Origin of the sequence: Serratia bockelmannii, from assembly GCF_051803255.1 — a bacterium.
GTDB classification, from domain to species: domain Bacteria; phylum Pseudomonadota; class Gammaproteobacteria; order Enterobacterales; family Enterobacteriaceae; genus Serratia; species Serratia bockelmannii.
The window spans coordinates 4,384,401-4,398,440 of sequence record NZ_CP196512.1; the positions used below are offsets into that span (position 1 = coordinate 4,384,401).

Consider the following 14,040-nt stretch of genomic DNA (forward strand, 5'->3'; position numbering starts at 1 on the left):
GTTTAGCATAGCCTTTCGCCGGTGGCGACGCGAGCGCGCCACCGCTTGAGCACCGGGCCGCGATCAATCGGCGACGGTAAAGCCCATCATCATGCCGGTATCTTCATGCTCCAACAGGTGGCAGTGGGCCATATACGCATGTTCGCTGCTTGCCGGATGATCGAAACGCACCAGCACTTCGCTGCGCCAACCTTCGACGCGCACCGTGTCCTTCCAGCCGCTGCGATGCGCCGCCGGCGGTTTGCCGTTTTCCGAAAGGATACGGAACTGGGTGCCGTGAATGTGGAACGGGTGCAGCATCATGTCGCCCTCACCGGAAATGGTCCATTTTTCATACTGGCCCCGTTTGGCGGCAAACATCGGTTTGTTCATGTCGAAGGCCTTGCCGTTGATCATGTTGCCGTGGCTGAAATCGAACGGTTTGGCTTTGCTCTGCGCGCCGCCGTGATCCATCCCGGCCATCTTGCCATGATCCATGCCCTTCATGTTGCCGTGGTCCATGCCCTGCATGCCGCCCTTCTCCATGCCTTTCATGTCTCCAGCGCCCGTCGCGCCATGATTCATGCTCATGCCAGCCATCGCCTGGTGACCATAACGATCCATCAGCGCCTGCATGCCGAGCATATCCAGCTGCGGATCCATCATCAGCTGCAGCCAACGCTCCTGGATACCAGTGGTGGCAGGCAATGTCGGCAGCTTCACCAGGCTGTCCGGCATGGTTTTGATACCCTGTGCCAACGACGGCTGAATGCGCAACACCGGCAGCGGCTGATCGAACGGAGCCAGCGTCATGCCCATCTGTTTCACCGGCAGCGTCACGATATCGAACGCTTTCCCGTCGGAGGCATCCACCAGCACTTCAAAGCGTTCGCCCATCAGCATCGGCAGCTCGGTCAGCTTCACCGGCTCAGCCAGGAAACCGCCGTCGCTGGCGATAACATACAGCGGACGGTTGTCACTGGCCGCCAGATTCAACGAGCGGGCGTTGCAACCGTTGAGAAAACGCAGACGCAGCCAGCCGCGCGGCGCCAGATGTTGCGGATACTGCGCGCCGTTGGTGAACATGCGATCGCCAAACCAGCCCACCGCCGCGCTCATCACGTCCAGGCGGTATTCGATCTGCGCGTCTTTGCCCAGCCGCTTATCCTGCAGGATCACCGGAATATCATCCTGCCCCCAGGTTTTCGGCAGCGGCAGTTTGGCGCTTTCATCGTCTTCCAGCAGCACCAACCCCGCCAGCCCCATCATCACCTGGCTGCCGGTTTTACCGTGCGTGTGCGGGTGGAACCAGCAGGTAGCGGCCGGTTGTTCGACGGTGAAATTCACCGTGCGCGTCGCGCCGGGGTGGATCAGCGCCTGCGGGCCGCCATCGACGTCGCCGGGAATTTCCAGCCCGTGCCAGTGGACGGTACTGGCCTCCGCCAGGCTGTTTTTGATATCGACCGTCACCGGCTGGCCACGCTGCAGCTTCACCGCCGGCCCGAGCAGCGCGCCGTTGAATCCCCAGGTTTTGGTGGCGGCACCGGGCAACCAGCGGGTTTCACCCGCCTGCAGCGCCAGCGCAATCTTTCCCTGCGCGTCCGGCATCAACAGCGGCGGTACCGGCAAGGCCGGCCGATCGGCCGCCCAAGCGGCCCTGCTCCATAACGGCAATGCGCTCGCCGCGCCCAGCGCAGCGGTTAATTTAATAAAATCACGGCGTAACATCGCTGACTCCCTTTTCTCAGTGACATAACTCAATGCCGTCAGCCTAAACCTTCCCCCAGGCGGAAGGTCAAGCCTTTCCTGGCGGTATTTTAAGCTATGCCTCACAATCAAGAGAGTATGACCGGCACGCGCGACGCCGGCCCGGCAGCAATAAAATTTGGTGCCTTTACAGGCAAGTGTGGTAACGTCAGCAGACGACAAACAGGCCTATTTCATGATGAAAAAAACAACGTTATCGATGCTGTTGCTGGCGATGCTGGGCTTCTCCAACGCCAGTCTGGCGCTGAATGAATCCGAGGCGGAAGATCTGGCCGATCTGACGGCGGTATTTATTTATTTGAAAAATGATTGCGGCTACAACGATTTGCCAAATGCGCAAATCAAACGCGCCATTGTCTATTTCGCGCAACAAAACCGCTGGGATTTGAGCAACTACAACAGCTTTAACATGAAGGCGCTGGGCGAAGACAGCTATCGCGATCTCAGCGGCATCGCCATTCCAACGCCTAAGAAGTGCAAATCGCTGGCGCGCGACTCTTTGAGCCTGCTGGCCTACGCCAACTAATTCCGCCCCTCTCCCCCACCCGCCTTTCGCTCTCTCTGTCTGAAATTCAACCGTGCATCGCCAGACAGAGTTAGCTATGATGTTGCGCCGATTTTTCATGGCTGTTATTACGGAGTTTCCCGCACATGACCCAGAAAGAAATTTGGTACGAAACGCTGCATACGGGCTTCGGCCAGTATTTCTCGGTAGAGAAGGTGCTGTACCGCGAGAAGACCGATCATCAGGATCTGGTGATCTTCGAGAACCCGGTCCTGGGGCGCGTGATGGCGCTCGACGGCGTGGTGCAAACCACCGAGCGTGACGAGTTCATCTATCACGAAATGCTGACCCACGTGCCGCTTCTGGCGCATGGCCAGGCGAAGAAAGTGCTGATCATCGGCGGCGGCGACGGCGGCATGCTGCGCGAAGTCAGCCGGCATCCTGGCGTGGAGCAGATCACCATGGTCGAGATCGACGCCGGTGTCGTCGAGTTCTGCCGCCAATACCTGCCCAACCACAGCGCCGGCGCCTATGACGATCCGCGCTTCAAGTTGGTGATCGACGACGGCGTCAACTTCGTGAATCAAACCGACGAAACGTTCGATGTGATCATCTCCGACTGCACCGATCCGATCGGCCCCGGCGAAAGCCTGTTCACCTCGGCGTTTTATGAAGGCTGCGCCCGCTGCCTGAATGAGGGCGGCATTTTCGTTGCGCAGAACGGCGTCTGCTTCCTGCAACAGGATGAGGCGGTCAACAGCCACGCCAAACTGAACCGCTACTTTACCGACGTCAGCTTCTATCAGGCAGCGATCCCGACCTATTACGGCGGCATCATGACCTTTGCCTGGGCGAGCCAGAACCCGGCACTGCGCCAGATCGATCTGCCGACTCTGCAACAACGCTTTAACCAAAGCGGCCTACACTGCCGTTATTACAACCCGGCAATTCACGTCGGCAGCTTTGCCCTGCCGCAATATTTGCTCAATGCCCTGAACGTAACACGTTAAGCGAGAAGATAAAGGAGGTGGCCTAAATTGCATAAGCTAAAACTGCACGGCTTCAACAACCTGACCAAGAGCCTGAGTTTTTGTATTTACGATATTTGTTATGCCAAAACCGCGGACGATCGCGACGGCTATATCGCCTACATAGACGAACAATATAACGCCAACCGGCTGACCGAGATCCTGAGCGAGACCTGCTCGATCATCGGCGCCAATATTCTGAACATCGCGCGTCAGGACTACGAGCCGCAGGGCGCCAGCGTCACCATCCTGGTCAGCGAAGAGCCCATCGATCCGAAAGACGTCGATACGTCGGAACACCCAGGCCCGTTGCCGAATACGGTCGTCGCGCACCTGGACAAAAGCCATATCTGCGTACATACCTACCCGGAAAGCCATCCGGAAGGCGGGCTATGCACCTTTCGCGCCGATATCGAGGTCTCGACCTGCGGCGTCATTTCGCCCCTCAAGGCGCTGAACTACTTAATTCACCAGCTGGAATCCGACATCGTCACCATGGACTATCGCGTGCGCGGTTTTACCCGCGACGTGAACGGCGTGAAACATTACATCGATCACGAGATCAATTCGATCCAGAACTTTATGTCGGAAGACATCAAGGCGCTGTACCACATGATGGACGTGAACGTTTACCAGGAAAATATCTTCCATACCAAGATGTTGCTGAAAGATTTCGATCTGAAACACTACCTGTTTAACGCGGAGCCGGAGGCGTTGAGCGCAGCCGAACGCAAGCAGATCACCGATCTGTTATGGAAAGAGATGCAGGAAATCTATTACGGCCGCAATATTCCGCATCTGTGATGGAAAGGGCGCGGCACGCCGCGCCCTGATGCTTAGTACTTCAGCATGAAAGAACGATAGGCCTTCAACACCAGCAGGAAGTCCTCAACGCCGCAGAATGAGAGGCTTTCTTCGTCGTAGTAGTTCATCCCCTCTTCCATTTCATCGCCCTCAAACTCCAGCTGATTGGCGCGGATCATCACTTCTTCACCATCCATCAGCAGCGTATATTCATGGCCTTCCAGCTGCCATTGACGCTCGCTGCCTTTGACCTCGGCCGCACCGGCTTCAATCCGGTCCAGCAGGTTGAAATCGCCTTTAACTTCTTCGTTGATCCAGTGGCCAATCGCTTCATGCCCCATCGAAAATCTGACGATCACCTGACCGGTGACGTCACGCAGAAATTCGTAATCCATAGCATGCCCTCCTGAGCCCTTTTTCTTAGTGTAAACATAAATGGCGGACTAACTCAGTGAGCGCTCGCAAAGTTGGCAACTGAGCAAAATAAAACGGGAGGCCAAGGCCTCCCGTTAAACAGTTGCGCAATATAGCGGCTTACACGGCGGTTTGGAAGATCACGCCGTCGGCTTTTTCGGTGTACTGCCCCAGCTGGTCAAAGTTCAGGTAGCGGTAGGTATCCGCCGCCGTCTTGTCGACCTGCGCCATATAGGTCTGGTACTCGTCCGGCGTCGGCAGGCGGCCCAACAGGGACGCTACCGCGGCCAGTTCGGCAGACGCCAGATAGACGTTGGCACCGGTGCCCAGACGGTTCGGGAAGTTACGGGTCGAGGTGGAGACCACCGTCGCGCCGTCCGCCACGCGCGCCTGGTTGCCCATGCACAGCGAGCAGCCCGGGATCTCGATACGCGCACCGCTCTTGCCGAAGACGCTGTAGTAGCCTTCTTCGGTCAGCTGAGCCGCATCCATCTTGGTTGGCGGCGCCACCCACAGACGGGTCGGCAGCTGGCCCTTGTGCTGATCCAGCAGCTTGCCGGCCGCGCGGAAGTGGCCGATGTTGGTCATGCAAGAACCGATGAACACTTCATCGATTTTGCTGTTGGCCACGTCGGACAGCAGGCGTGCGTCGTCAGGATCGTTCGGCGCGCACAGGATCGGCTCTTTGATCTCGTTCAGATCGATGTCGATCACCGCTGCGTATTCCGCATCCGCATCGCCTTCCAGCAGTTGCGGATCCGCCAGCCATTTTTCCATGCCCTGAATACGGCGCTCCAGCGTACGGCGATCGCCGTAGCCTTCGGAGATCATCCACTTCAGCAGCACGATGTTGGAGTTCAGGTACTCTTCAATCGGCGCCTTATCCAGCTTGATGGTACAACCGGCGGCGGAACGTTCGGCGGACGCATCGGTCAGCTCAAACGCCTGCTCGACCTTCAGATCCGGCAGGCCTTCGATCTCCAGAATGCGGCCGGAGAAGATGTTTTTCTTGCCCTTCTTCTCGACGGTCAGCAGACCCTGCTGGATCGCGTAGTAAGGGATGGCGTGCACCAGATCGCGCAGGGTGATGCCCGGCTGCATTTTGCCTTTGAAGCGCACCAGCACCGACTCAGGCATATCCAGCGGCATCACGCCGGTCGCGGCGGCAAACGCCACCAGGCCGGAACCGGCCGGGAAGGAGATGCCGATCGGGAAGCGGGTGTGGGAATCGCCGCCGGTGCCGACGGTGTCAGGCAGCAGCATACGGTTCAGCCAGGAGTGGATCACGCCGTCGCCCGGACGCAGCGAGACGCCGCCGCGGTTCATGATGAAGTCAGGCAGCGTGTGGTGCGTGGTCACGTCGACCGGTTTCGGGTACGCGGCGGTGTGGCAGAACGACTGCATGACCAGGTCGGCGGAGAAGCCGAGGCAGGCCAGGTCTTTCAGCTCATCACGGGTCATCGGGCCGGTGGTGTCCTGAGAACCGACGGAGGTCATCTTCGGTTCGCAGTATTCGCCAGGGCGAATACCGGCGACGCCGCAGGCGCGGCCGACCATTTTCTGCGCCAGCGAGAAGCCTTTGCTGCTCGCGGCAACCGGTTTGGCGATGCGGAACACGTCGCTGTGCGGCAGGCCGAGCGCTTCGCGCGCCTTGGTGGTCAGGCCGCGGCCGATGATCAGCGGGATACGGCCGCCGGCGCGCACTTCATCCAGCAGCACGTCGGTTTTCAGCTCGAAGTTGGCGATCAGCGCACCGGTCTCGTGGTTGCGTACTTCACCTTTGTACGGGTAAACGTCGATCACGTCGCCCATGTTCAGCTCGGACACGTCCACTTCGATCGGCAATGCGCCAGCATCTTCCATGGTGTTGAAGAAGATAGGTGCAATCTTGCCGCCCAGCACCACGCCGCCGCCGCGCTTGTTCGGCACGTGCGGGATGTCATCACCCATGAACCACAGCACCGAGTTGGTGGCGGATTTACGGGAGGAACCGGTGCCGACCACGTCGCCGACGTAGGCCAGCGGGAAGCCTTTCTTGTTCAGCAGCTCGATCTGTTTGATCGGGCCAACGCTGCCCGGCTGATCCGGCACGATGCCTTCACGTTCGTTTTTCAACATCGCCAGCGCGTGCAGCGGGATGTCAGGACGCGACCAGGCGTCCGGCGCCGGAGAAAGGTCATCGGTGTTGGTTTCGCCGGTGACTTTGAACACGGTGACGGTGATCTTTTCCGCCAGCTCAGGGCGCGACAGGTACCATTCGGCATCGGCCCAGGACTGCATGATCTGCTTGGCGTGCGGGTTACCGGCCTTGGCCTTATCTTCCACGTCGTAGAAGTTGTCGAACATCAGCAGCGTGTGGGACAGCGCTTTGGCGGCGATAGGCGCCAGCTTTTCGTTGTCCAGGGCATCGATCAGCGGATGAATGTTATAACCGCCCTGCATGGTGCCTAACAGTTCAATGGCTTTCTCGGGGGTAACCAGGGGGGATGTCGCTTCGCCTTTGGCGATGGCCGCCAGGAAACCTGCTTTAACGTAGGCGGCTTCGTCGACGCCCGGTGGAACACGGTTAATCAGCAGGTCTAACAGGAATTCTTCTTCGCCTTTTGGCGGATTCTTCAGTAGTTCGACCAGCGCGGCCATTTGGGTGGCGTCTAGCGGCTTAGGGGCGATGCCCTCAGCAGCACGCTCGGCTACGTGCTTACGGTATTCTTCTAGCACGACGTTCTCCTCGCTCTCATTGTCATTTATTGTGCCTGGCGTATATGCAAACCGGGTTTATACCCTTGGGGTTTCACTCTGTGGCTAGGCGATCGGCCCGTAAAGGCCCCGAAACGGTGATTGGGGCAAACAAGCACGGTCAAACAGCGTTACAGCATGAAAGACTGATGGGTAGAGCGCACGGCGATATTGATGCCATCTATCCTGACGGGGCACTGCTGTCGATGTCCTGGACTGTAAGGTACAGTGCCCGGTTCCGCTCAGCCAGCATATCAGGATTTGAAACGGTTGTTAATTCGTTCACATAAAAGCAACATTAAATCTTTGCTGAATCGTTGAGCGCAGCGTAATCGGCTGCCGGACTAGCAGGGCATTATATCCATACAATTAAAATGGATATAAGCATAAGGATCGGAATTTGGCGCAGCGGCCACAAAAATACCGCTTGGTGCATCTGAGCAAAAAAAAACGGCCCCTTCTCAGGAGCCGCTTGTTAACCGGTCAAACCAGCAGAATTACTTCTTCTTGGCTTTCGGGTTAGGCAGGTCGGTGATGCTGCCTTCGTAGATTTCCGCCGCCAGGCCCACGGATTCGTGCAGGGTCGGGTGAGCGTGGATGGTCAGCGCGATGTCTTCCGCGTCGCAGCCCATCTCGATAGCCAGACCGATTTCACCCAGCAGTTCACCGCCGTTGGTGCCGACAATCGCGCCACCGATGATGCGGTGAGTTTCTTTGTCGAAGATCAGTTTGGTCATGCCGTCTGCACAGTCGGAAGCGATCGCACGGCCGGAAGCCGCCCACGGGAAGGTGGAGGTTTCGTAGCTGATGCCTTTCTCTTTCGCTTCTTTCTCGGTCAGACCCACCCATGCCACTTCCGGCTCGGTGTAAGCGATGGATGGGATCACTTTCGGATCGAAGTAGTGCTTCATGCCGGCGATAACTTCTGCGGCAACGTGGCCTTCGTGCACGCCTTTGTGCGCCAGCATCGGCTGACCGACGATGTCGCCGATAGCGAAGATGTGCGGCACGTTGGTACGCAGCTGTTTGTCGACGTTGATGAAGCCACGCTCGTCAACTTCAACACCGGCTTTGCCGGCATCCAGCAGTTTGCCGTTCGGCACGCGGCCGATCGCCACCAGCACCGCGTCGTAACGCTGTGGTTCTGCCGGCGCTTTTTTACCTTCCATCGTGACGTAGATGCCGTCTTCTTTGGCTTCTACCGCGGTCACTTTGGTTTCCAGCATCAGGTTGAACTGCTTGCTGATACGCTTGGTGAAGACTTTCACCACGTCTTTATCCGCCGCCGGGATAACCTGATCGAACATTTCAACGACGTCGATCTGTGAACCCAGTGCATGGTATACGGTGCCCATTTCCAGGCCGATGATGCCGCCGCCCATAACCAGCAGACGCTCTGGGACGGTTTTCAGCTCCAGCGCATCGGTGGAATCCCACACGCGTGGATCTTCATGAGGAATGAATGGCAGTTGGATCGGACGAGAACCTGCAGCGATGATGGCGTTGTCGAAGTTGATGGTGGTTGGGCCGTTTTCGCCTTCCACAACCAGGGTGTTAGCGCCGGTGAACTTGCCCAAGCCGTTGACCACTTTCACTTTACGGCCTTTCGCCATGCCAGCCAGACCGCCGGTCAGCTGAGTGATGACTTTTTCTTTCCAGACGCGCACTTTGTCGATGTCGGTTTTCGGCTCGCCGAAAACGATGCCGTGTTCGGCCAGCGCTTTGGCTTCTTCGATCACTTTGGCAACGTGCAGCAGTGCTTTGGAAGGGATACATCCCACGTTCAGGCAAACCCCGCCCAGAGTGGAATAACGTTCAACCAGAACGGTTTCAAGACCTAAGTCAGCGCAACGAAAGGCTGCAGAGTAACCTGCCGGGCCCGCCCCAAGTACCACGACCTGAGTTTTAATTTCAGTACTCATCATGACCTCTTAATTGATTGTCCGGCGGGTCAGACGTCATTTTTATTGCTAATCGATCTCATAACGCCCTTCATCCACCGGGACGCTTACACCGCGAGCAGTTTACAGAATTGTTAATAATCTGCAAAGCGTGTTCGAGTGACCCGTGTCTCAACAATTTTGTCGAGTTGTGCAAAATCCGACAAAACTGCTACAGAATCATCAGGGGCGCAGCATGCTGCGCCCCTTTTGCATTACATCACCAGACGGCGAATGTCGGACAACATGTTGTTGATGATGGTGATGAAGCGCGCACCATCGGCACCGTCGATAACGCGGTGGTCGAAGGACAGCGACATCGGCATCATCAGGCGCGGCATGAACTCTTTACCGTTCCAGACCGGCTCCATCGCAGACTTGGAGACGCCCAGGATAGCCACTTCCGGCGCGTTGACGATCGGCGCGAAGTGAGTCGTCCCGATGCCACCCAGGCTGGAGATGGTGAAGCAGCCGCCCTGCATCTCGCCCGCGGTCAGCTTGCCGTCGCGCGCTTTCTTGGAGATGGCCATCAGTTCGCGAGACAGCTCGGTGATGCTCTTCTTGTTCACGTCCTTGAACACCGGAACCACCAGGCCGTTCGGGGTATCTACCGCCACGCCGATGTTGATGTATTTCTTCAGCGTCAGCTTCTGGCCATCTTCGGACAGCGAGCTGTTGAAGCGCGGCATCTGCTCCAGAGCGGCAGCAACGGCTTTCATGATGAACACGACAGGCGTGAACTTCACGTCCAGCTTGCGCTTGGCCGCTTCTTCGTTCTGTTGCTTGCGGAACGCTTCCAGATCGGTGATGTCGGTTTTGTCGAAGTGAGTCACGTGCGGGATCATCACCCAGTTGCGGCTCAGGTTCGCGCCAGAGATCTTCTGGATGCGGCCCATTTCGACTTCTTCGATCTCGCCGAACTTGCTGAAGTCCACTTTCGGCCATGGCAACATGCCTGGCAGACCGCCGCCAGCAGCAGCCGGAGCTGCTTCAGCGCGTTTCACCGCGTCTTTCACGTAAGTCTGAACGTCTTCGCGCAGGATGCGGCCTTTACGACCGGTACCTTTCACTTTCGCCAGGTTAACGCCGAATTCACGCGCCAGACGACGAATGACCGGGGTCGCGTGCACGTATGCCGCGTTCTCGGCGAACTCGCCTTTGTCGTCAGCTTTCGCAGCCGGAGCGGCGGCTTTAGCGGCGGCCGGCGCCGGCGCAGCGTCCGCTTTAGCGGCTGGAGCGGCGGCAGCGGCAGGCGCAGCGCCTTCCACTTCGAACACCATGATCAGGGAGCCGGTTTTCACTTTGTCGCCGGTCGCGATCTTGATCTCTTTCACGGTACCCGCGAACGGCGCTGGCACTTCCATGGAGGCCTTGTCGCCTTCCACGGTGATCAGAGACTGCTCGGCGGCAACCTTGTCGCCCACCTTAACCATCACCTCGGTCACTTCGACTTCGTCACCGCCGATATCCGGCACGGCGACGTCTTTGGCCGCAGAGGCCGCAGGCGCTGCAGCGGCGGCAGGAGCTTCAGCCGCAGCCGGGGCGGCAGCGGAAGCGGCGCCAGCCACTTCGAACACCATGATCAGGGAACCGGTTTTCACTTTGTCGCCGGTCGCGATCTTGATCTCTTTCACGGTGCCCGCGAACGGCGCAGGGACTTCCATGGAAGCCTTGTCGCCTTCCACAGTGATCAGGGACTGCTCGGCTTCCACCTTGTCGCCCACTTTCACCAGGATCTCGGTCACTTCGACTTCGTCGGCGCCGATGTCCGGCACAGCAACGTCTTTGGCCGCAGCGGCAGCCGGGGCAGCTGCTGCTGCCGCCGGTTTTTCTTCCGCTTTCGCCGCCGGTGCAGCTTCCGCTGCGCCTGCCGCTTCGAAGATCATGATCAGTTTGCCGGTTTCGGTTTTATCGCCGACCGCCACTTTAATCTCTTTCACCACGCCCGCCTGAGGGGATGGCACTTCCATGGAGGCCTTGTCGCCTTCCACGGTGATCAGCGATTGTTCCGCTTCAACTTTATCGCCGACCTTCACCAGAATCTCGGTGATTTCGACTTCATCTGCACCGATGTCCGGTACGTTGATTTCGATAGACATTATTCAGTACCTCTTAGGCCAGACGCGGGTTAACTTTTTCCGGGTTGATGTCGAATTTCTTGATTGCATCAGCAACCACAGAAGCTTCGATCTCACCGCGTTTAGCCAGTTCACCCAGAGCAGCAACCACCACGTAAGATGCATCGACTTCGAAGTGGTGACGCAGGTTTTCGCGGCTGTCCGAACGACCGAAGCCGTCGGTGCCCAGTACGCGATAATCGCTGGCCGGCACATAAGTACGAACCTGTTCAGCGAACAGTTTCATGTAGTCGGTAGACGCTACCGCTGGCGCGTCGCTCATCACCTGAGCGATGTAAGGCACGCGTGGCGTTTCGGTTGGGTGCAGCATGTTCCAACGCTCGCAATCCTGGCCATCGCGCGCCAGTTCGGTGAACGAGGTCACGCTGTAGGTGTCGGAACCCACGCCGTAGTCCTTCGCCAGGATCTGCGCAGCTTCGCGCACGTGGCGCAGGATAGCGCCGGAGCCCAGCAGCTGTACCTTGCCTTTGCTGCCTTCCAGCGTTTCCAGCTTGTAGATACCCTTGCGGATACCTTCTTCCGCACCCTGCGGCATCGCAGGCATGTGGTAGTTTTCGTTCAGCGTGGTCAGGTAGTAGTACACGTTTTCTGGGTTGTCGCCATACATGCGCACCAGACCGTCGTGCATGATCACCGCCACTTCGTACGCGTAAGCCGGATCGTAAGAGATGCAGTTAGGGATGGTCAGAGACTGAATGTGGCTGTGGCCATCTTCGTGCTGCAGACCTTCGCCGTTCAGGGTAGTACGGCCCGAGGTCCCGCCGATCAGGAAGCCACGCGCCTGTTGGTCGCCCGCTGCCCAGCACAGGTCGCCGATACGTTGGAAACCGAACATCGAGTAGTAGATGTAGAACGGAATCATCGGCAGATCGTTGGTGCTGTAGGAAGTCGCTGCGGCCAGCCAGGAAGAGGCTGCGCCCAGTTCGTTGATGCCTTCCTGCAGGATTTGACCTTTCTCGTCTTCTTTGTAGTAAGCAACCTGCTCACGGTCCTGCGGGGTGTACTGCTGGCCGTTCGGGCTGTAGATACCGATCTGACGGAACAGACCTTCCATACCGAAAGTACGCGCTTCGTCGGCGATGATTGGCACCAGGCGATCTTTGATCGACTTGTTCTTCAGCATCACGTTCAGGGCACGCACGAAGGCGATAGTGGTGGAGATCTCTTTGTTCTGCTCTTCCAGCAGCGAGCTGAAATCTTCCAGCGCCGGCATTTCCAGCTTCTGGGTGAACTCCGGCAGACGGGTTGGCACGTAGCCTTTCAGCGCCTGGCGACGTTCGTGCAGGTATTTGTACTCTTCGGACTCTTTCTCGAAGGTGATGTACGGCAGTTTTTCGATGTCAGCATCGGCAACCGGCACATTGAAACGATCGCGGAAGTGGTGAACCCCTTCCATGTTCATTTTCTTCACCTGGTGAGCGATGTTTTTACCTTCCGCGGTTTCACCCATGCCGTAACCTTTGATGGTGTGGGCCAGGATAACGGTCGGTTTGCCTTTGGTGTCCTGCGCTTTTTTCAGTGCAGCGAAGATTTTCTTCGGATCGTGACCACCACGGTTCAGCGCCCAGATTTCGTCGTCGGTCATGTCTTTGACCAGCGCCGCGGTTTCCGGGTAACGGCCGAAGAAGTGCTCGCGCACGTAAGCGCCGTCTTTGGATTTGAAGGTCTGGTAGTCGCCGTCCAGGGTCTCGTTCATCAGCTGAACCAGTTTACCGCTGGTGTCTTTGCGCAGCAGCTCGTCCCAACGGCCGCCCCAGATCACTTTCAGCACCTGCCAGCCTGCGCCGGAGAAGATGCCTTCCAGTTCGTTGATGATCTTGCCGTTACCGGTGACCGGGCCGTCCAGGCGCTGCAGGTTGCAGTTGATGACGAACACCAGGTTGTCCAGCTTCTCGCGAGTCGCGATGGTGATGGCGCCTTTGGATTCCGGCTCATCCATTTCACCGTCGCCCAGGAAGGCGTAAACGGTCTGCTCAGAGGTGTCTTTCAGGCCACGGTGTTCCAGGTATTTCAGGAACTTCGCCTGATAGATGGCGCTGATTGGGCCCAGGCCCATGGATACGGTCGGGAACTGCCAGAATTCCGGCATCAGCTTAGGATGCGGGTAAGAGGACAGGCCGTTGCCGTGCACTTCCTGACGGAAGTTGTTCATCTGTTCTTCGGTCAGGCGGCCTTCAAGGAAGGCACGCGCGTAAACGCCCGGAGAGATGTGGCCCTGGAAGTACACCAGGTCGCCGCCGTCTTTCTCGTTGCGTGCGCGGAAGAAGTGGTTAAAGCAGACTTCATAGAAGGTCGCGGAAGACTGGAAGGAAGCCATGTGGCCGCCCAGCTCCAGGTCTTTTTTGGATGCGCGCAGAACGGTCATGATCGCGTTCCAACGGATCGCAGAGCGAATGCGGCGTTCCAGATCCAGGTTGCCTGGGTAGGCCGGTTCGTCTTCTACCGCGATGGTGTTGACGTAGTTGTGCGCTGCAGCACCGGCCGCAACGTTAACGCCGCCTTTGCGGGCTTCTCCCAATACCTGATCAATCAGAAACTGAGCTCGCTCAACACCCTCTTCACGGATGACCGATTCGATCGCCTGCAGCCAGTCGCGGGTTTCGATCGGATCCACGTCATTGTTTAAACGTTCTGACATGGTGGTATTCCTTATCTGTCTAATGGTTTGTTTGGAGCCTGTCTTCCTGTGCTCTGTGCAAAAACACACGAAGACAGGCCCATCAGTTTAG

9 protein-coding genes are annotated in these 14,040 nt (G+C 57.8%); 3 read left to right on the forward strand and 6 right to left on the reverse strand.

The genetic code is table 11. The features are described 5' to 3' along the window. Positions 1-63: 63 nt before the first annotated feature. Positions 64-1,707, reverse strand: coding sequence for a multicopper oxidase CueO (cueO, locus tag ACSJLU_RS20865; protein ID WP_049208399.1), 1,644 nt, complete (start codon positions 1,705-1,707; stop codon positions 64-66). A gap of 217 nt (positions 1,708-1,924) precedes the next feature. Here cueO and ACSJLU_RS20870 point away from each other — a divergent pair, with 217 nt between their 5' ends. From ACSJLU_RS20870 to speD, 3 genes are all read left to right on the forward strand, one after another. Further along, positions 1,925-2,272 carry a YacC family pilotin-like protein gene (locus tag ACSJLU_RS20870; RefSeq protein WP_004937515.1) on the forward strand — a complete coding sequence of 116 codons (348 nt, stop codon included), beginning with the start codon at positions 1,925-1,927 and terminating at the stop codon, positions 2,270-2,272. 125 nt (positions 2,273-2,397) lie between these two features. Beyond that, positions 2,398-3,261 (forward strand): polyamine aminopropyltransferase, encoded by an 864-nt coding sequence (gene speE, locus ACSJLU_RS20875; protein ID WP_089181282.1) that lies wholly within the window; start codon positions 2,398-2,400, stop codon positions 3,259-3,261. 27 nt (positions 3,262-3,288) lie between these two features. Continuing rightward, positions 3,289-4,083, forward strand: coding sequence for an adenosylmethionine decarboxylase (speD, locus tag ACSJLU_RS20880; RefSeq protein ID WP_004937510.1), 795 nt, complete (start codon positions 3,289-3,291; stop codon positions 4,081-4,083). A gap of 32 nt (positions 4,084-4,115) precedes the next feature. On the opposite strand, the gene yacL is transcribed toward speD, so the two are convergent. From yacL to aceE, 5 genes are all read right to left on the reverse strand, one after another. Next, complete coding sequence (yacL, locus tag ACSJLU_RS20885) at positions 4,116-4,478, reverse strand: protein YacL (protein ID WP_004937507.1); 363 nt, start codon at positions 4,476-4,478, stop codon at positions 4,116-4,118. A 139-nt stretch (positions 4,479-4,617) separates the two neighbouring features. After that, positions 4,618-7,215: a bifunctional aconitate hydratase 2/2-methylisocitrate dehydratase gene (acnB, locus tag ACSJLU_RS20890; protein ID WP_038872455.1), complete on the reverse strand. Its 2,598-nt coding sequence runs from the start codon at positions 7,213-7,215 to the stop codon at positions 4,618-4,620. 515 nt (positions 7,216-7,730) lie between these two features. After that, positions 7,731-9,155 (reverse strand): dihydrolipoyl dehydrogenase, encoded by a 1,425-nt coding sequence (lpdA, locus tag ACSJLU_RS20895; RefSeq protein WP_004937500.1) that lies wholly within the window; start codon positions 9,153-9,155, stop codon positions 7,731-7,733. Positions 9,156-9,388: 233 nt separating this feature from the next. Continuing rightward, entirely contained in the window at positions 9,389-11,272 is a 1,884-nt protein-coding gene (gene aceF / locus ACSJLU_RS20900) for a pyruvate dehydrogenase complex dihydrolipoyllysine-residue acetyltransferase (protein WP_043141312.1), read from the reverse strand. Between the two features lie 13 nt (positions 11,273-11,285). Then, complete coding sequence (aceE, locus tag ACSJLU_RS20905; protein ID WP_025304233.1) at positions 11,286-13,949, reverse strand: pyruvate dehydrogenase (acetyl-transferring), homodimeric type; 2,664 nt, start codon at positions 13,947-13,949, stop codon at positions 11,286-11,288. Positions 13,950-14,040 lie beyond the last annotated feature (91 nt).

Bases quoted from the DNA above. Each gene is read 5' to 3' on its own strand.
- cueO (WP_049208399.1), bottom strand. From the start codon at position 1,707: ATGTTACGCCGTGATTTTATTAAATTAACCGCTGCGCTGGGCGCGGCG.
- ACSJLU_RS20870 (WP_004937515.1), top strand. From the start codon at position 1,925: ATGAAAAAAACAACGTTATCGATGCTGTTGCTGGCGATGCTGGGCTTC.
- speE (WP_089181282.1), top strand. From the start codon at position 2,398: ATGACCCAGAAAGAAATTTGGTACGAAACGCTGCATACGGGCTTCGGC.
- yacL (WP_004937507.1), bottom strand. From the start codon at position 4,478: ATGGATTACGAATTTCTGCGTGACGTCACCGGTCAGGTGATCGTCAGA.
- lpdA (WP_004937500.1), bottom strand. From the start codon at position 9,155: ATGAGTACTGAAATTAAAACTCAGGTCGTGGTACTTGGGGCGGGCCCG.
- aceF (WP_043141312.1), bottom strand. From the start codon at position 11,272: ATGTCTATCGAAATCAACGTACCGGACATCGGTGCAGATGAAGTCGAA.
- aceE (WP_025304233.1), bottom strand. From the start codon at position 13,949: ATGTCAGAACGTTTAAACAATGACGTGGATCCGATCGAAACCCGCGAC.